The sequence below is a fragment of the Micromonospora sp. NPDC049301 genome, from assembly GCF_040678715.1.
Lineage (GTDB): Bacteria > Actinomycetota > Actinomycetes > Mycobacteriales > Micromonosporaceae > Micromonospora.
The window spans coordinates 192,338-209,036 of the sequence record NZ_JBFAQO010000009.1 but is presented as its reverse complement, the minus strand read 5'-3'; the positions used below and the strand labels follow the sequence as shown (position 1 = coordinate 209,036).

At 73.6% G+C, this 16,699-nt stretch carries 17 protein-coding genes; 9 read left to right on the top strand and 8 right to left on the bottom strand.

Annotated elements, in window-relative coordinates; all coding sequences use genetic code 11:
- The first annotated feature begins 162 nt into the window (after positions 1–162).
- From AB0K07_RS25645 to AB0K07_RS25635, 3 genes are read left to right on the top strand one after another with little or no spacing between them, the layout of a single operon-like run.
- Positions 163–948 (top strand): ABC transporter ATP-binding protein, encoded by a 786-nt coding sequence (locus tag AB0K07_RS25645; RefSeq protein WP_363758362.1) that lies wholly within the window; start codon positions 163–165, stop codon positions 946–948.
- Positions 942–3,374 (top strand): ABC transporter permease, encoded by a 2,433-nt coding sequence (locus AB0K07_RS25640; RefSeq protein ID WP_363758360.1) that lies wholly within the window; start codon positions 942–944, stop codon positions 3,372–3,374. Before AB0K07_RS25645 ends, AB0K07_RS25640 begins: the two co-directional genes overlap by 7 nt.
- A gap of 55 nt (positions 3,375–3,429) precedes the next feature.
- Positions 3,430–4,497 carry a hypothetical protein gene (locus AB0K07_RS25635; RefSeq protein ID WP_363758358.1) on the top strand — a complete coding sequence of 356 codons (1,068 nt, stop codon included), beginning with the start codon at positions 3,430–3,432 and terminating at the stop codon, positions 4,495–4,497.
- Here AB0K07_RS25635 and AB0K07_RS25630 read toward each other — a convergent pair.
- From AB0K07_RS25630 to AB0K07_RS25610, 5 genes are all read right to left on the bottom strand, one after another.
- On the bottom strand, positions 4,401–5,879 hold the full coding sequence (locus tag AB0K07_RS25630; RefSeq protein WP_363758356.1) for an amino acid permease: 1,479 nt from the start codon (positions 5,877–5,879) through the stop codon (positions 4,401–4,403). The genes AB0K07_RS25635 and AB0K07_RS25630 overlap by 97 nt on opposite strands.
- 94 nt (positions 5,880–5,973) lie before the next feature.
- Positions 5,974–6,537: a heme-binding protein gene (locus AB0K07_RS25625; protein WP_363758354.1), complete on the bottom strand. Its 564-nt coding sequence runs from the start codon at positions 6,535–6,537 to the stop codon at positions 5,974–5,976.
- Positions 6,538–6,568: 31 nt separating this feature from the next.
- On the bottom strand, positions 6,569–7,318 hold the full coding sequence (locus AB0K07_RS25620) for a hypothetical protein (RefSeq protein WP_363758352.1): 750 nt from the start codon (positions 7,316–7,318) through the stop codon (positions 6,569–6,571).
- 2 nt (positions 7,319–7,320) lie between these two features.
- Positions 7,321–8,115, bottom strand: coding sequence for an ABC transporter permease (locus AB0K07_RS25615; protein WP_363758350.1), 795 nt, complete (start codon positions 8,113–8,115; stop codon positions 7,321–7,323).
- On the bottom strand, positions 8,112–9,008 hold the full coding sequence (locus AB0K07_RS25610) for an ATP-binding cassette domain-containing protein (protein ID WP_363758348.1): 897 nt from the start codon (positions 9,006–9,008) through the stop codon (positions 8,112–8,114). The genes AB0K07_RS25615 and AB0K07_RS25610 overlap by 4 nt, the downstream gene beginning before the upstream one ends.
- A 132-nt stretch (positions 9,009–9,140) precedes the next feature.
- On the opposite strand from AB0K07_RS25610, the gene AB0K07_RS25605 reads away from it, so the two are divergent.
- The 3 genes from AB0K07_RS25605 (at position 9,141) to AB0K07_RS25595 (ending at position 11,687) form a co-directional block, all read left to right on the top strand.
- The gene (locus AB0K07_RS25605) at positions 9,141–10,394 is read left to right on the top strand and encodes a histidine kinase (protein ID WP_363758346.1); all 1,254 of its coding nucleotides are present in this window, start codon (positions 9,141–9,143) and stop codon (positions 10,392–10,394) included.
- The gene (locus AB0K07_RS25600; RefSeq protein ID WP_363758427.1) at positions 10,373–11,092 is read left to right on the top strand and encodes a response regulator transcription factor; all 720 of its coding nucleotides are present in this window, start codon (positions 10,373–10,375) and stop codon (positions 11,090–11,092) included. Before AB0K07_RS25605 ends, AB0K07_RS25600 begins: the two co-directional genes overlap by 22 nt.
- A gap of 187 nt (positions 11,093–11,279) precedes the next feature.
- Complete coding sequence (locus tag AB0K07_RS25595) at positions 11,280–11,687, top strand: hypothetical protein (protein WP_363758344.1); 408 nt, start codon at positions 11,280–11,282, stop codon at positions 11,685–11,687.
- A 97-nt stretch (positions 11,688–11,784) separates the two neighbouring features.
- Here AB0K07_RS25595 and AB0K07_RS25590 read toward each other — a convergent pair whose 3' ends face one another.
- Positions 11,785–12,573, bottom strand: coding sequence for a D-Ala-D-Ala carboxypeptidase family metallohydrolase (locus AB0K07_RS25590; RefSeq protein WP_363758342.1), 789 nt, complete (start codon positions 12,571–12,573; stop codon positions 11,785–11,787).
- Positions 12,574–12,877: 304 nt separating this feature from the next.
- Between AB0K07_RS25590 and AB0K07_RS25585 the strand changes: the two genes are divergently transcribed.
- A complete protein-coding gene (locus AB0K07_RS25585) occupies positions 12,878–13,513 on the top strand; it encodes a hypothetical protein (RefSeq protein ID WP_363758340.1) in 636 nt (211 codons plus the stop codon).
- Positions 13,514–13,555: 42 nt separating this feature from the next.
- Positions 13,556–14,020, top strand: coding sequence for a PPOX class F420-dependent oxidoreductase (locus AB0K07_RS25580; RefSeq protein WP_363758339.1), 465 nt, complete (start codon positions 13,556–13,558; stop codon positions 14,018–14,020).
- A gap of 21 nt (positions 14,021–14,041) precedes the next feature.
- Here AB0K07_RS25580 and AB0K07_RS25575 read toward each other — a convergent pair whose 3' ends face one another.
- Together AB0K07_RS25575 and AB0K07_RS25570 are read right to left on the bottom strand one after the other, a co-directional pair.
- Positions 14,042–14,683, bottom strand: coding sequence for an NAD(P)H-binding protein (locus AB0K07_RS25575; RefSeq protein WP_363758337.1), 642 nt, complete (start codon positions 14,681–14,683; stop codon positions 14,042–14,044).
- A gap of 52 nt (positions 14,684–14,735) precedes the next feature.
- Positions 14,736–15,968, bottom strand: coding sequence for a serine hydrolase domain-containing protein (locus tag AB0K07_RS25570; RefSeq protein ID WP_363758335.1), 1,233 nt, complete (start codon positions 15,966–15,968; stop codon positions 14,736–14,738).
- A 92-nt stretch (positions 15,969–16,060) separates the two neighbouring features.
- Here AB0K07_RS25570 and AB0K07_RS25565 point away from each other — a divergent pair, with 92 nt between their 5' ends.
- Positions 16,061–16,654, top strand: coding sequence for a pentapeptide repeat-containing protein (locus tag AB0K07_RS25565; RefSeq protein ID WP_363758333.1), 594 nt, complete (start codon positions 16,061–16,063; stop codon positions 16,652–16,654).
- Positions 16,655–16,699 lie beyond the last annotated feature (45 nt).

Below are 16,699 nucleotides of genomic sequence, written 5' to 3'. Positions count from 1 at the left end.
ACGGTATCGGCCAGCCGCGGTGGGAACGTCCACCCATGGACCGTCATCCTCGGGTAGGACGCCTGGTCACTGGTCGCGCCCGGACTCCGCCCACGGGAGGGCAGGAAAGTGTCCGCGCTGGCACGACGCGCGACACCAGCCGGAGCCGGCACCGTGACGGCCATGACCACAGACACGGTGACCCTGACGGGGTTACGCGCGGTGTACGGCACCCCGAGTCGGCCGGTGACGGCGCTCGACGGTGTGACGACCAGCTTCGCGAGCCGCACGTTCACGGCGGTGATGGGCCCCTCCGGCTCGGGAAAGTCCACCCTGCTGCACTGCGCGGCCGGGCTGGACAGCCCGACCGAGGGGATCGTCACGATCGACGGCACCCGTTTGAACGACCTCGGCGAGGACGAGCTGACCCGACTGCGGCGTGACCGCATCGGCTTCGTGTTCCAGGCGTTCAACCTGGTGTCCACGCTGACCGCCGCGCAGAACGTCGAGTTGCCCTTGCGCCTGGCCGGCCGCCGCCCACCGGCCCGGGACGTCACCGCCGCGCTCGACGCCGTCGGACTGGCCGACCGGGCCGGACACCGGCCAAGTGAGCTGTCCGGTGGCGAGCAGCAGCGCGTCGCCGTGGCCCGAGCGTTGATCACCCGTCCGGTGGTGCTCTTCGCCGACGAGCCGACCGGGGCACTGGACAGCGCGGCGTCGCGGCAGGTGCTCCGGCTGCTGCGCGCGCTCGTCGACGACCACGGGCAGACCGTCGTGATGGTGACCCACGATCCCAGCGCCGCCGCGTACGCCGATCGGGTACTCCTGCTCGCCGACGGCCGCGTCGTCGACGAGTTGACCGGCGGGATCACCGCCGCTGCCGTCGCCGCCCGGATCGCCGAGCGTGAGGCGGATCCGGTGGGCGCGTCCCGGCACGCCGCGGAGACCGCCGGGGAGCTGTCTTGCTGAGCGTCCGGCGTTCGGCCAGCGCGTTCGTGGCCGTCGCCATCGGGGTCGCGCTGGTCGCGACGTCCACCCTGCTGCTCGCCTCCGGGCGTCCGCAGGTCCCGGCCCGGCTGGCACAGGCGGCGGTGGTGGTGCAGAGTCCGGAGGCGGGTGCGGAGGCTGACTCCTTCGTGCCGAGCCGACCCTGGTCCGCCACCGCGGCGGCGGAACTCACCACCAGGCTGGCCGGTCTGCCGGGCGTCGCGGCGGCAGTTCCGGACCGGACCTTCTACGCCCAGCCGCTCGTCGGCGGCCGCCCTTCGGCCGCTGATGCCCGGCGGGAGGACGCCCACCAGGGGCACGGCTGGTCCAGCGCCCGGCTGGGCGAACTGCGCCTCACGGCCGGCGAGCCGCCCCGCATGCCCGGCGAGGTGGTCGTCGACCGCGCGCTCGGGCTGCGGACCGGCGCGCCGGTCACCCTTCTCACGGCGGCGGGTCCGCAGCCATACACCGTCAGCGGCCTGGTCGACGCGCCCGGCGTCTACGTCGCGGACGAGGTCGCCGCCGCGCTCGCACCCGGTGTGCGGGCCATCGGGCTGGTGCTCGCGCCCGGCGCCGACCCGGAGCGGGTCGCGGCGGCCGCGAGCGGTGTCGTCGGTGGCGACGGACGGGTGCTGACCGGCGACGGGCGTAGCGCGCTGGAGCCGCGCGGTGACGCCCGTACCCGCTGGATCGGCATGCAGGTGCTCACCGCCACGGCGGCCCTCGCCGGCTTCGTCACGGTGTTCGTGGTCGCCTCCACCTTCGCGTTCACCATCGCGCAGCGCCGTCGCGAGCTGGGCCTGCTGCGCGCCGTGGGCGCCACCCCACGCCAGGTCCGCCGCATGGTGTACGCCGAGGCGCTCGCCGTCGGCGCCTCGGCCGGGCTCGTCGGCCTGTTGGTCGGCGCGGCACTCGCCCCGGCGTTGGGTCGACTGCTGGTCGACGTCGGCTTCGAGCCGGCGACCTTCGCGGTCCGCTACGCCTTCTGGCCGGTCGCGGTCTCGCTCGTCGCCGGGCCGGTGATCGCGCTGCTGGCCGTCTGGTCGGCGTCCCGCCGAGCGGCCCGGGTCCGCCCGTTGGAGGCGCTGCGCGAGGCCGCGGTGGAGCAGCGACCGATCGGGCGGCTGCGGGTCGCCACCGGGGCGTTTCTCGTCGCGGTGGGGGCCGCGCTCAGCGTCGGAACGGCGACCGCAGACGAAGCCCGGGTCGCCGCGCAGTACGCCCTCTACGCGGTGATGGCCCTGGTGGCCGGTGCCACCGTGCTCGCCCCGGCGGTGGTCGGGCCGGTCGTGCGGCTGCTGCGGTCTCCGGTGCGGGGGCCCGGTGGCGCGATCGGGATGCTGGTCCGGGGTGGAGCGTTGACCGCCACCCGGCGGACCGCGTCCATCGCCGCGCCGGTGCTGCTCACGGTCGCGTTCGCGGTGCTGGTGTCCGGGATGGTGCACACCACCACCGCCGCGTACGCGGCAGGTCGGGCGGACAATGTGAACGCCGGCTGGATCGTCGTGCCCGACGGGGGACCCGGTCTGTCGGACCAGGCCGTTGCCACGGCCGGTGGCACCGCCCTCCTGCCGACCACGGTCTTCCGCACCGACCCCGGAACGCTGCCGGAGAACCGGCCACTGACCGCGCTCGGTGTGGACCCGGCGGGCTTCGCCGCCGCGAACCGGGCGCTCACCGTCGTCGCCGGCTCCCTGAACGACCTACGTGGCGAGGACACGGTGGTGGTCACCGGCTCGACGAACCTGCTGCCATCCGAGGCGTACGAGCTGGTCTTCGCCGACGGGACGTTGGTGCCGCTGCGCGTCGTCGCCGTGGTCACCGACGACTCGCTCCCCGGCGACCTGCTCGTGCCCCGGGCCGTGGTGCGAACGCACGACCCGTCGGCGCTGACCTCCACGGTGTACGTCCGGGACCGGATCGATCCGCCGGTCGGCGCGCGGATCGTCGACGTCGCCACCTGGGCGGCCGAGGCGGACGCTGCCGAGGACCGCCTCGTCTGGCTGTTCACGCTGCTGTTGATCGGTGTGTCCGCCGGCTACGGGGCCATCGCGGTGGCCAACACGCTGTTGCTGGCTGCCGCCGGCCGGGCTGCGGACCTGCGGCTGATCCGGCTGGCCGGTGCGACCCGGCGCCAGGTCCTCTGGGTGGTCACGGCCGAGTCCGCCCTGGTGGTGCTGATCGGCGCACTGCTCGGCGGGACGGTCGCGTTCGTCGGTCTGCTGAGCATCCGCGCCGGTCTCGCCGAGCAGGTCGGCGCGCCGGTGGACCTCGTCGTGCCGTGGCCGGTGATCGGCGGGGTGGTGGGCCTCTGCCTGCTGCTCGCGGTGGTGGCGAGCGTGCTGCCGACGTGGCGGTTGCTGCGCCACCGTCCCGCCCGCTCGCCGGTCGGCGCCGTCGCCGGATGACCCCGCCCCGGCCCGGGGGCCGCCGAGGAGGCCTCCGGGCCGCTAACGTCCACGGATGCGATCCGCGCGCCCGGTCGGGCTGCTCCTCTCCGCCGCCGCCGTCGTGCTCTGGGCGATCGGCATGACGGTGCTGCAACCGCTCACCGAGCCGATCGGCCCGTGGTCCGAGCGGCTGCCTGGCAACAACGCCTACTGGGCACGGGACCTGCGGTTCACGGCGATCGTCGCCGTGGTGCTCGGGCTGGTGCTGGCCGGCCGCGGGCGCCCGCGGTGGGCCGGCCCGGCGGTGCTGCTCGGCGGTCTCTGGGTCGCCGCCGACGTCGCGATCGACCGGACCGACCCGATCGGCACCGGGTCGACGGTGCTGCTCGCCGCAGGCGGCTGCGCGGTGCTCGGTGCGGTGGCGGCGGTCCTGCGGTGGCGGGAGCGCGGCGCACCCCGCGCCGGTGCGGACCGGTGGACGCTGACCGGCGCCGCCTGCGTGACGGGAGTGCTGACGCTGGTGGCCGCCGGCATCGAGTCACCGACCGACCGGGAGCCCGAGCTGAACCCCTCGGCCTTCGCCACCGGCGTCCTGCTGGTCGCCCTGACCATCGGCGCCGCCCTGGCGGCGGCCCCGGCCCGGACCCGGGCCCGTTGCGTGCTGGCGGCCGGGCTCGGCGTGGCGGCCGTGTCCGGCGTCGGACTGATCCGGACGATTCCGCCCGGCCCGCGGGTCCTGCCGCTGGTCGCCCTCGGGGCGGTGCTGCTGACCGGGGTCACCCTGCTGGCCTGGGACTGGCCGGGCGGCCGGCCGGCCTGGCGGCACCACGCGGTGGCCGCCCTCGCCGCGCTGGTGGGTCCGATGGCGATGCTGCTGGTCACGGTGCTCGCCGGGATGGTGCTGCTGCCGATCGGCGCGATGTTCACGGCGCTGGCCGGCAACAGCCCGATCAACGCCGCCGACTCCGATGTGCTGCTCTCGCTGGCCGGGGTGCTCGCCGGGCTCGGGATGGGGCTGCTGCTGGCCTGGCCGCCCGCACTCGGTCACCGCGCCGATCCGCCGGCCCCGCCCGGGCCGGTCGGTCCGGAGGGCCCGGACGGGTCCGTCGGCGGGCGGCCGGCGAGCGCGGAGCGCCGGTAACCGTAGAAGGCGTAGATCATGATGCCGATCACGAACCAGACCGCGAAGCGCAGCCAGGTCTCCGGTGCGAGGTAGGTGATCAGCCAGACCGAGAAGAGCGCGCCGGCCGCCGGCACCACCGGCATCCCCGGCAGCCGGAAGGTACGCGGCGCGTCCGGGCGGCGGTAGCGCAGCACGATCACCGCGATGCAGACCACCACGAAGGCGAGCAGGATGCCGATGTTGGTCAGCTCCGCCGCCTCCCGGATCGGCAGGAAGCCGGCGATCAGCGCGGACGCCACCCCGACGATCCAGGTGACTCTGGTGGGCACCCGGCGGACCGGGTGCAGCTTGCCGAACCACGCCGGCAGCAGCCCGTCGCGGCTCATCGAGAACCAGACCCGGGTCACGCCCAGCATGAAGGTGAACATGACGGTCAGGATCCCGATGATGGCGCCGACCGCGATCACGCTGGCCAGCCCGGACAGGCCGACCGACCCGAACGCCGAGGAGAAGCCGCTCTCCGCGTCGATGTTCCGGTAGTTCTGCATCCCGGTCAGCACCAGGGTGGCCAGCACGTAGAGCACCATCGAGATGACCAGCGACCAGATGATGGCCTTCGGCATGTGCCGGCGGGCGTCCCGGGACTCCTCGGCGGCGGTGCTCATCGCGTCGTAGCCGAAGACGGCGAAGAAGACGGTGGCCGCGCCGGTGAACGCCCCGCTCAGCCCGAACGGGAAGAACGGTGAGTAGTTGGCCGTCCGGATGTGGAAGAAGCCGACCACGATCACCAGCAGGACGACGGCCACCTTCAGCCCGACCACGAAGGTCTCGAACCGGGCTGCGGTCTTGATGCCCTGGTTGAGCAGGAACGCGATGAGCAGGCAGAGCGCCACCGCGAAGAGGTCGACGACGTGGCCGTCCCCGGTGCCCGGGGCGCCGAGCATCCAGGCCGGCAGCTCCGCGCCCAGCTCGCCGACGAGGAAGCCGAAGTAGCCGGAGATGCCGATCGCCACCACCGCGACGATCGCGGTGTACTCCAGCAGCAGGTCCCAGCCGATGAACCAGCCGACCGCCTCGCCGAGCACCGCGTACCCGTAGGTGTAGGCCGAGCCGGCCTTGGGGATCATGCCGGCGAACTCGGCGTAGGACAGCGCGGCGGCGGCGCTGGCCAGGCCGGCGATCAGGAACGACACCAGCACCGCCGGGCCGGCCGTCTGGTTGGCCACCGCACCCGCCAGCGCGAAGATGCCGGCGCCGATGATGCCGCCCACCCCGATGGCGGTGAGCTGCCACAGCCCGAGCGAGCGGGACAGCCCCTCCCCGCTCTCGTCCGCGATCTCCTCGACCGGCTTGCGGCGGAACATCCCGCTGCCGCCGGGGCTGGCACCCGTGGAGGTCATCGTCGTCCCCGTTCCGACCGCGCCCCGCGCGCGGTGCCTGCCGCCACTGTCGTCCGCGCAGTGACAGAGGTCAATCCCTGTCGTCCGGCCCGCCTCACTCCACCACCGGTAGCACGACCTCGTTGCGGCGCAGGAACCACGGCTTCCACGGCGGGTCGAACCGGGCGTACCGGATGGCGCCGGTGGGTTGCAGCCCGGCGGCGGTGACCGACCGGCCGAGCATGGTGGCCCGCTGGCCGAACGCCCGCTCCGTCCAGCGTCCGGAGAAGCGCATCGCCGCCGCGAGCTGCGCCGGGATCTCCCGGGTCCGCACCCGGGGGTCCACCGGCTCGGGCAGGGTGGCGGTGGTGAAGCTGGCCGGCATGACGAACTGGATCAGGTACGCGCCCGGCTGCTCGCCCTCCTCCTGGACCACCGGAGCGGTCATCGCGATCTTCTCGGTCTCCGTGGCCTCCTGCACGACGGGCGCGGTCATCCCGATCGGGTGCCGGGCCCGGTTGGCGCCCCCGATGTAGGCGGCCAGCGGCCGGAACGCCTCGATCGGGGCCCGGGTGAACGAGGCCTGGATCTGCATCTCGGCGACCAGGTGGGCCGGGTACCGGCGCAGCTCGAAGCCGGGGTGTCGGGACACCACCCGGTACGGCTGCTGCTCGGTCATCGCGCGCTCCCAGGATCTCCTGGGACAGACGCTACCGCCCGTCCGGCCCCCGCTCGGCCGAAGTCGACTCCTCCGGCCCGGGGCTGACCGCCCGCCCGGTCAGCCGCCAGTACTGCCGTTTGCCCTCGTCGCGCAGCACCACCCCGATCCGGCCCAGCTCCCGCCGCAGTTCCCGGGCGTCGTCGCGGCGGTCGCGCTGCATCGCCCGGTCGCGGGCGCGCAGCAGGGCGTCCGCCCCGGCGGGCAGCCCGGGCAGGTCGGGCACCCACAGCCGGTACGCCGACCGGTGCGGATCGCCGTCCGCCCACGCCCAGCCGTGCGTGCGGAACGCCGCCGCCAGCCGGGTGGCCGGCAGATCCGTCGACTCCCGCACCAGCTCCGCGCCGTCGGCGTCGAGCAGCACCAGGTTCCCGTCGTCGAGGAAGACCACCCGGGTCTCGGCGCGCGCGACGTCCCGGTCCCGGCCGGCGCGGCGCAGCCGGACCTGCGCCGCGTCGACGGTGACGACCAGCCGTTCGACGGTGCCCACGCCGGCGATGACCAGACCGGCCACCGTGCCCACCGCCGCCGTGCCGGCGATGGCCTGCTGCTCGGGCAACCGGTCCAGCAGGTTGAACAGCCACTGCAGGGGCGCCCAGGGCAGCCCGGCGACCCAACCCGCCACCAGCGCGAGCAGACCGCCGGCGCCCGCACCGAGCAGCGGGAAGCCGGCCCACAGCACGACCAGCTCGACCGGTCCGCCGGTGACCACGCTGCGCGGGCCGTAGCCGTCGCCGGCCATGCTCAGGACACCTCGCGGCGCAGCGTCCGGACCAGGCCGGCGGCCAGCGGGACGACCATCCAGACCAGCAGGGACACCACCAGCCGCCCCCACTGCTCGCCTGTGACATGGCTGGTGAACAGCGGCTCCATCGTCCGGCCGGTGTCCAGCCAGCCGGCCGGGCCACGCAGCGGCCGGATCAGCTCGCCGAGCACCGACCAGAGGGTGGGCAGCAGCAGGTAGCCGACGATGGCCAGCGGCGGATTGAGCAGCAGCAGCCCGAAACCCGCGCCCAGCAGCACGTTGGCCACCTGGAAGATGACGGCGTGCCCGATCAGGGCCCCTTCGATCCGCCAGGTGCCCGCGCCGCCGGTAGCGCCGGCCACCAGCGTTCCGGCGGCGGCGATAGCCAGGCTGGCCAGCACCGAGGCGAGCGCGGTCAGCACCACGGCGATCAGCTTCGCGGCCACGACGCGTTCCCGGCGGGGCACCAGGGCGTACGTGCTGAGGGCGGTCCGTTGGGACCACTCGCTCGTGATCGACAGGATGCCGAGCACCGGCAGCAGCACCCCGAGCGGCAGCAGCGAGGGCATGAAGAAGTTCACGAAGGTCTGGTCGGCGTCCTTCGCGAAGATCAGCTGGGCGGTGACGATCACGGCGGTGATCAGGCCGATCGTGATCAGCAGCCAGCGGCCGGCCCGGGTGTCGACGAGCTTGCGCAGCTCCACGACGGTGAGCCGGAGCAGCGACGGGCGGCGTACCGGAGTGTGCTGCCGGGGCGCGACGGCGCCGGCGGCGGGCGCGGTGGTCGTGGTCATCGGACGGCCTCCTTGGTGGATTCGCCGGCAGTCAGGGTGAGGAAGAGCTGTTCCAGGCCACCGGCGCCGGCGGGGCGCAGCTCGGCGAGCGCGACACCGGCGTCCGCGGCGGCCTGGCCGACCGCCTCGGCGTCGGCCTGCACGAGCAGCCCGTCGGTGCCGTCGGCGGCGGTCAGGCCGGCCGCGTCCAGCGCCCGGCGCAACGCCGCGCCGTCGCGGGCCCGCACCAGCGTGCCGCCGCCGGCGAGCAACTCGCTCTTGTCGCCCTGGGCCACGATCCGGCCGCCCCCGATGACCACCAGCCGGTCCGCGACCGCCTCCACCTCGCGCAGCAGGTGCGAGGAGAGCAGCACGATGCCGCCCCGGTCGGCGAAGTCGCGCAGCAGGCCGCGCATCCAGAAGATCCCCTCCGGGTCCAGGCCGTTCGCCGGCTCGTCGAGGATCAGCACCCGGGGGTCGCCGAGCAGCGCCTGGGCCAGCCCGAGCCGCTGGCGCATTCCCAACGAGTACGCCCGTACCCGCCGCTTGGCGGCCACCGCGTTCAGCCCGACCAGGTCGAGCTTCGCGGCGACCTCCCGCCGGTCCAACCCCATGGTGTACGCGGACAGCGTCAGCGCCTCGCGGCCGGTCCGCCCGGCGTGCTGGGCGGAGGCGTCCAGCAGCACCCCGACCTCCCGCCCCGGGTTGGGCAGCTCCCGGTAGGGGCGCCCGGAGACGGTGGCGCGGCCGGCGGTCGGTGCGGTGAGCCCGCAGATCATCCGCATGGTGGTGGACTTGCCGGCGCCGTTGGGGCCGAGGAAGCCGGTGACCGTGCCCGGCTCGCACTGGAACGACACGTCGTCCACGGCCGGATGTGGCCCGTATCGTTTGGTGAGGTTCTCCACGGTGATCATGTCGTCGAGCCTGCCCGCGCCGCCCGGCCATCCGCTGCGGCCACCGGTCGGCGCCGCACCGACCTTGGTCGACTCCTGGGTCTCGACTTTGGTAGCTGGTCGCGGTGCCGGTCGGCTGCCTAGCATGGCGTCGTGACCAGCCTTGCCGTGCCGGAACACCCCTGGCTGCTGCCCGGGGCGCTGGCCGGCGCGGCCGACCCGGGCGCGGGGACCCGACGGCCGCGCCGCACCACCCGGGACTGGGCGGTCGACACGCTGGCCTTCCTGCTCTCCCTGCTGTGGGTGCTGTTCGTCACCGCGGACGCCCTCTCGCCCGACCCGGCGATCTCGACCCGGCTGCCGCACGACTGGATGATCGGCGTGGACGCGCTGCTCGGGCTGGCCTGCTGCGGGCTGCTCTGGCTGCGCCGGCGGTGGCCGCTGGGGCTGGCGGTGGCGACCGTGCCGCTGACGCTGTTCTCGATGGCCTCGGCCATCCCGCTGGTGATCCTCTATTTCACCGTGGTGGTGCACCGGCGGACCGCCGTCGCGCTGGCCCTGACCGGCGCGGGTCTGGTCACCAACATGGTCTTCAGTTGGCTGCGTCCGGACCCGAACATGTCGTACTGGGTCACCGCGTCCTGGGGCGTGGTGATCAGCTTCGCCGTGCTGGCCTGGGGCATGTTCGTGCGGGCCCGCCGGCAGTTGATCGTGTCGCTGCGGGACCGGGCCGAGCGGGCCGAGGCGGAGCAGCAGCTGCGGGTCGCCCAGGCACGTCACCTGGAACGCACCCGGATCGCTCGGGAGATGCACGACGTGCTGGCCCACCGGATCTCGCTGCTCAGCCTGCACGCGGGCGCGCTGGAGTTCCGCCCGGATGCGCCGGCGGACGAGGTGGCCCGGGCGGCCGGGGTGATCCGGGGCAGCGCGCACGCCGCCCTGCAGGACCTGCGCGAGGTGATCGGGGTGCTGCGGGCGGAGGGCGACGGCGACGCACCGGAACCCCCGCAGCCCACCCTCGCCGACCTGCCCGCCCTGATCGCCGAGTCGCGCTCGGCCGGGGTGCGGGTGAACGTGAGCGACAGCGTCGTCGCGGCGGGGGAGGTGCCGGCGGCGCTGGGACGGGCCGCGTACCGGATCGTGCAGGAGGGGCTGACCAACGCCCGCAAGCACGCGGCCGGCGCGGCGGTCACCGTGGATCTCGCCGGCGGACCGGGCACCGGGCTGAGCGTGGCGATCAGCAACCGGTGGCCGGTGGGCACAGCGACCGGAGGTGAGCTACCGGGCGCCGGCACCGGCCTGGTCGGCATCACCGAGCGGGTCACCCTGGCCGGCGGCCGGTTGGCGTACGGCCGCGACGACGCGGGCGACTTCCGGTTGGCCGCCTGGCTGCCGTGGCCGGCGTGACCGGGCCGTCCGGCGAGACCGGGGCGATCTCCCCGGTGCGGGTGCTGATCGTGGACGACGACGCCCTGGTCCGGGCCGGGCTCTCGATGATCCTCGGCGGCCTGCCGGACCTCATCGTGGTCGGTGAGGCGGCCGACGGCGGTGAGGTGCCGGCCGCGGTCGCCGCGCACGCCCCGGACGTGGTGCTGATGGACATCCGGATGCCACGGGTGGACGGGCTGACCGCCACCGAGACGCTGCGCGCCCAGCCGCACCCGCCGGAGGTGCTGGTGCTGACCACCTTCGACGCCGATGAACAGGTGCTGCGGGCACTGCGCGCCGGGGCGGCCGGTTTCCTGCTCAAGGACACCCCGCCGGCGGACATCGTGCACGCGGTGCGCCGGGTCGCGGCCGGCGAGGCAACGCTCTCCCCGACGGTGACCCGGACGCTGATCGCCCACGTGACCGCCGCCGCCCCGGGCCCGGCCGGCCCCGACCCGCGCCGGGAGCGGGCGCTGCGGCTGCTCTCCGGGCTCAGCGAGCGGGAGCGGCAGGTGGCGGTCGCCCTGGGTCGGGGCTGCACCAACGCGGAGATCGCGGGGGAGTTGTTCATGAGCGTGGCGACGGTGAAGGCGTACGTGTCCCGACTGCTGACCCGGCTCGACCTCAACAACCGGGTCCAGGTGGCCCTGCTGGTGCACGACGCCGGCCTGGTGTGAGCGCACCCCGTTAGGGGCACCGATTAGGGGCAAAGGGATTGAACCTTCGTCCGGTGCCGGCCGTACCACTGGCCGAGGATGTCGGTGCGGTGAGTCCGCCGTACCACTGCCGAGCTGCGGGAGGCCTGCCGTGCGAGTTGGTGAGCAGTCGACGGATCCCATCGATCAGGTACTGGGTGAGGTGCCAATGCCGGCACCGCTGACCCCCGAGGATGTCCGGCTCGCGGTCCGGGCGGTGGTCGTGCACACCGCCGAGGAGTGGCCCACCGGACCGCTGTGCCGCAACGACGGCGCCTCGTACCCGTGCCGGTTGCACCGCTGGGGCCGGCGGGTGCTTGAGACGCACGGGCTCAACGAGCGGCAGATCGAGGCGTTGATCCGGCACGGCAACCCGTTCGTGCACGTGCCCTTCCCGTTCACCGCGACCGGGCCGTCCTCCGCGCGTCCCGCCGGCTATTCGGCCCAGGTCGCGCGTACCAACGGGCTGTCGGCGCGACACCAGGCCGCGCGGGTCGCGCAGCCCGTACGGCCCACCGCTCCCGGCCGGCCGGTGACTCCCCCCGTCACCGCGCCGCGCTGGCCCCGGGCGAGCTGAGCGGCGCTACCCCCGCCCGCCCGTCCCGGGGCGACACGATGCCGGCCCGACGCGGAGATTCCCCATCCGCGCCGGGCCGGCGTCGTGCTGCCCGGACTCAGTCGTTGCCGGCCCCGATTCCGCAGTCCGGCGCGGACCAGCTCGTCGTGTTCGAGCTGTTGTCGCTGTTGTTCTCCCGCCGCGAGTCGACGTGCACGTGGTCGTCGTGGTCGGGGTAGCCCGGCCCGTAGAGGCCGCTGAAGCCGTTGTTGCGGGCGTTGCGGGCGACCTGGCACAGCGACGATGTCCGCGAGGTGACGTCGGCGGCGTTGCCGTACAGGTGCTGGCTGTCCGAGGCGCCGCCGACCTGGTCGTTGCAGGCGCGACTGCGGAATCCGCTGGACACGTAGAGCGGCTTGTCGCCGAGGCTGCGGCGCAGCGCCTCCAGCTTCCACATGGTGCGCAGCGCGTTCTGCTTGGTCTGGGCCGCCGACAGCGGGCCGCCGCTCCATCCGCTTCCGCCGCACCCGTTGTCCAGCTCGCTGTAGCTGAAGTGCGCGGGTGTGCAGTCGTTGTCCTGGAGTGCGTACAGCTTGGCGTAGGTCTGCGGGCCGGCTATTCCGTCGGCGTGCAGCCCGTACGCCTGCTGGAACCGCTTGACCGCGGCGGCGGTCTTCGGTCCGTAGCGGCCGTCGGTCTCCACGACGTCCCGGTTCCCGGCCCAGCCGGCGACCCGGATCTGCAACTGGCGGACGTCGTCGCCGGAGCGTCCCTGCGACAGCGTGCGGTTCCAGGTGTAGCAGGCGTCCGCGTGCGCCGCGGGCGCGGCGACCACCGCGGCGATCGCAGCCCCGGGCAGCGCCAGGGCGAATGCGACAGCAGCTCGCTTCAACGTGTTTACGCGCACAGAAGTCCTCCCGATAGGAGAGCGAATGGGGTGGCTTCAGGACATCGACCGAGACGTCCCGTGATTTCCACCCTCGCACTGATCAGTGCGGTTGGAGGCAATTAACGAGAATTGTCCTCACGATTGGCCGTCCCTGGGTCTTGGCTGTGAATTCGGCTGATTCACGAAAAGACCATTGACCGTCGATCGCCCCGTTGACGGCAATCCACACCGAACGTCGCAATCGACCACACCGAGGGTGATGTTCCTCGACCATTGGCGGCCGGTAACGTCAGCCTCGGGCGGCGGACTGGCGGAGGTGCACGTGGCACGCGGTGGCGTCTTCTGTGTCGAGGGCCAGTGGCACCGAGACCTCAACGAGCGGGGCTCCGTGCTGCCCACCCTCGAGTTGCTGGAACGGCTCGGCAAGATCCGGTTCATCCACAAGGACGCCGCCACCCGCGACGAACTCTTCTACTTCCTGGACCGCTGGCTGCTCAAGCAGTACGCCGACCACCGGGTCGGCTTTTTCGCCATGCACGGCGAGCCGAGCCGACTCTGCCTCACCGACTGGCAGTCGGTGGAGTTGAACGAGGTGGCCGACCTGATGGCCGGCCGCTGCGAGGGGCGGCGGCTCTATTTCGGCAGCTGCTCGGTGCTGCGCGCCTCGGACGCGGTGCTGCGCGAATTCCTGGAGGTCACCGGAGCCGCGCTGATCTGCGGTTTCACCCGGGAAGTCGACTGGGTGGAATCGGCCGCCTTCGAAACCGTCCTGCTCGACGTGCTGGCCAACGGCCAGCGGCACAATGCCGCCGAGCTGCGGATGGGCTCGGCGCACTGGGCGCCGCTCGCCTCGTACCTCGGCTTCCGGGTGATCTACGCCAACGGCCGGGCCTGGCGCCCCGCCGGGCGGCCCCGGGTGCCGGCCCAGGCCGTGCACCGCGCGGCCCGGCCGGGCTGACCCGCCGTCGCCGCGTCGCCGTCGCCCTGGTAGGAACGGATGATGGCGCGCAGCATCGCGAAGAACACCCGGGTCGACCGGGACACCCTGCTCGACTTTCTCCGGCCGCGACACCGCGTCGTGCTGATGACCACCCGTGCGGACGGTCGCCCGCAGTCCTCGCCGGTCTCCGCCGGCGTCGACGGCCAGGGCCGGCTGGTCGTCTCCACCTACCCCGAGCGGGCCAAGGTGACCAACATCCGCCGCGACCCCCGGGTCTCGGCCTGCGTGCTCTCCGAGGACTGGGACGGGCCCTGGGTGCAGCTCGACGGCACCGCCGAGGTGCTGGACCTGCCCGAGGCGCTGGAGCCGCTGGTCGAGTACTTCCGCAGCATCTCCGGCGAGCACCCGGACTGGGACGACTACCGGGCGGCGATGGTGAGCCAGGGCAAGTCGCTGATCCGGGTCACCATCGACGCCTGGGGCCCGATCGCCACCGGCGGCTTCCCGGCCCGGCTCGCCGACTGACGCGGCCGGCCCGCTCCCGGGTCAGTACGCGGCGGTGAAGCGGGTGTTCTGGTGCCGCGGCTGCTCGATCTCGTCGACGATCGCCACCGCCAGGTCCTCGTAGGTGAGCACGGAGCGTCCCTGGTCGTCGGTGACTGGCTGGTCGGTGCCGGTGCGGTAGTGCCCGGTGCGCTCGCCGGGGTGGAACTCCAGCGGGGGCGGCGAGACGTACGTCCAGCTCACCCCGTCGGCGGCGGTGCGGTAGTAGTCCAGGGCGTCCGCCTGGCCCAGCGCCGACTCCCGGTACTCCGCCGGGAAGTCCGGCTCGTCGAGGATGCGGGTGCCGCGCGGGGTGAGCAGGGTCGACCCGCCGCCCAGGTGGATGATCCGCGGTGCGGCCGGCATCTGACGCAGCGTGGTCACCAGGTTCTCCGCCGCGTTGCGCCACAGTTCGCGCCCGTCGCCGCCGATCGCGACGACCAGCGCGTCCGCGTCCGGCGCCAGCTCCCGGACGCTCCGTTCGCTGGTCGCGTCGCCGGTGACCGTCCGCACCCCGGCCGGCAGGTACGAGGTGGCCTCCGGGCGGCGGACCGCGGCGATCACCCGGTGCCCCCGGTCGACCGCCTCGGCGGTGACCCGCGAACCGGCGGTGCCGCCCGCGCCAAACACGACGATGGTGCTCACCAGCCCAGGCTAGGGACTGGGCCAGCCGCCCGTCGGTGGAACGGCGATCCCGTCAGTCGACCAGGGCGGCGTAGACGAGCTGGCGCAGCTGGGAGCGCAGCGGGTACGTGCTCGACGGCATCAGCTGGGTGAAGAGCAGTGCGGTGATCTCCTCGGCCGGGTCCACCCAGAAGGCGGTGCTGGCCACCCCGCCCCAGTAGTACTCGCCGACGCTGCTCGGCACCCGGCTGGGGATCGGGTCGTCGACGACCGCGAAGCCGAGGCCGAAGCCGATCCCGTCCAGGGTGGTCTCGGCGAAGCCGCCGGTGGACAGGGTGCCCAGGTCCTGACCCTCGGGCAGGTGGTTGCGGGTCATGAAACGCACCGTGCGCGGCCCGAGCAGGCGTACCCCGTCCAGCTCGCCACCGCGCAGCAGCAGCTGGGTGAAGCGGTGGTAGTCGGCGGCGCTGGAGATCAGGCCGCCGCCGCCGGAGAGCAGGGCGGGCTTGCGGTACGCGAGCGAGCCGAGGCTGTCGTAGCGGACCGCCCGGCCGCTGCGCGGCTCGGGGACGTAGAGCGCGGCCAGCCGCTCGGCCTCGTCGCCCTCGACCCACCACCGGGTGTCGGTCATGCCCAACGGGTCGAAGATCCGGTCGGCGAAGAACGCGTCGAGGCTCTGCCCGGCGACCACCTCGACCAGCCGGCCGAGCACGTCGGTGGCGACCGAGTAGCCCCAGGCGGAGCCGGGCTGGAACAGCAGCGGCAGCTCGCCGAAGGCCGCGCAGGCGCCGGCCAGGTCGACGTCCGCCGGCGGGTACAGGTCGTAGCCGGCCGCCCGGTAGAGCCCGTCGACCACCGAGGTCTGCATGAAGCCGTACGTCAGGCCGGCGGTGTGGGTGAGCAGGTGCCAGACGCGGATCGGTTCGATCGCCGGCACCGTGTACGGCTTGAGCGTCGATCCCTTCGAGTAGACCCGCAGGTCGGCGAACTCGGGCAGCCAGCGGCTGATCTCGTCGGTCAGCTCGAAGCGGCCCTCCTCCCACAGCATCATCGCCGCGACCGAGGTGACCGGCTTGGTCATCGAGTAGATCCGCCAGAGCGTGTCCGCCTCGACCGGGGCACCCGACTCCCGGTCCCGCAGGCCGTACGTCGAGGAGTGCGCCACCTCGCCGCGGCGGGTGACCACCACCTGCCAGCCGGCCAGCCGGCCGTCGTCGACGTACCGGCCGAAGTGCTCGTCGATCCGGGCCAGCCGCGCCGGGTCGAAGCCGATCTGATCCGGGTCCTTGCTCCGCGCCACACTCACGCCGCCGAACCTACTAGCCGGTACGCCACTACCGGAAGGGGTCGCCACCGGCCGGTCGGCCCCTTGTCGGTGGCCGGCACTAGCCTGGCCGGATGCCGGAGTTGACCGAGGACGTGACCTTCCGCCACGAGGACTGGTACGCCGAGGAGCTGACCGACCGGCATTTCGTGGGCTGCGAGTTCTTCCACGTGGACCTGACCGAGGCGGTGAGCCGTGGCGCGGTCTTCACCGGCTGCACGTTCGGCAACGTGCTGTTCAACGCCTCCCGGCACGTCGACTCCGCCTTCACCCGCTGCGTCTTCAAGCGGTGCAACTTCTTCGAGGCCGAGTTCGCCGGCTGCAAGCTGGTCGGCAGCACGTTCGCCCAGTGCGACCTGCGCCCGTTGACGGTGGCCGGCGGCGACTGGTCCTTCGCCGCGCTGCCCGGCGCGGACCTGCGCGGCGTCCGGCTGACCGACGTGCGGATGCGCGAGGTCGACCTGACCGGAGCCAACCTCACCGGCGCCACGGTGACCGGGGTCGACCTCTCCGGCGCGCAACTGCACAGCTCCCGGCTCGGCGGCGCCGACCTGCGCGGCAGCGACCTGACCGCGCTCGACCCGACGACCGTCGAGCGGGCCGGTGCCATCGTCGACGCCGAGCAGGCCGTGGTCATCGCGCAGGCGCTCGGCTTCCAGATCGGCTGACGCGAGGAGCGGCGGCGATTGACCGGAGTCTCCGTCCGAGGCGAC

Bases quoted from the DNA above. Each gene is read 5' to 3' on its own strand.
- AB0K07_RS25620 (WP_363758352.1), bottom strand. From the start codon at position 7,318: ATGGCCGGCGACGGCTACGGCCCGCGCAGCGTGGTCACCGGCGGACCG.
- AB0K07_RS25565 (WP_363758333.1), top strand. From the start codon at position 16,061: ATGCCGGAGTTGACCGAGGACGTGACCTTCCGCCACGAGGACTGGTAC.
- AB0K07_RS25580 (WP_363758339.1), top strand. From the start codon at position 13,556: ATGGCGCGCAGCATCGCGAAGAACACCCGGGTCGACCGGGACACCCTG.
- AB0K07_RS25635 (WP_363758358.1), top strand. From the start codon at position 3,430: ATGCGATCCGCGCGCCCGGTCGGGCTGCTCCTCTCCGCCGCCGCCGTC.
- AB0K07_RS25645 (WP_363758362.1), top strand. From the start codon at position 163: ATGACCACAGACACGGTGACCCTGACGGGGTTACGCGCGGTGTACGGC.
- AB0K07_RS25615 (WP_363758350.1), bottom strand. From the start codon at position 8,115: ATGACCACGACCACCGCGCCCGCCGCCGGCGCCGTCGCGCCCCGGCAG.
- AB0K07_RS25625 (WP_363758354.1), bottom strand. From the start codon at position 6,537: ATGACCGAGCAGCAGCCGTACCGGGTGGTGTCCCGACACCCCGGCTTC.
- AB0K07_RS25595 (WP_363758344.1), top strand. From the start codon at position 11,280: ATGCCGGCACCGCTGACCCCCGAGGATGTCCGGCTCGCGGTCCGGGCG.
- AB0K07_RS25610 (WP_363758348.1), bottom strand. From the start codon at position 9,008: ATGATCACCGTGGAGAACCTCACCAAACGATACGGGCCACATCCGGCC.
- AB0K07_RS25630 (WP_363758356.1), bottom strand. From the start codon at position 5,879: ATGACCTCCACGGGTGCCAGCCCCGGCGGCAGCGGGATGTTCCGCCGC.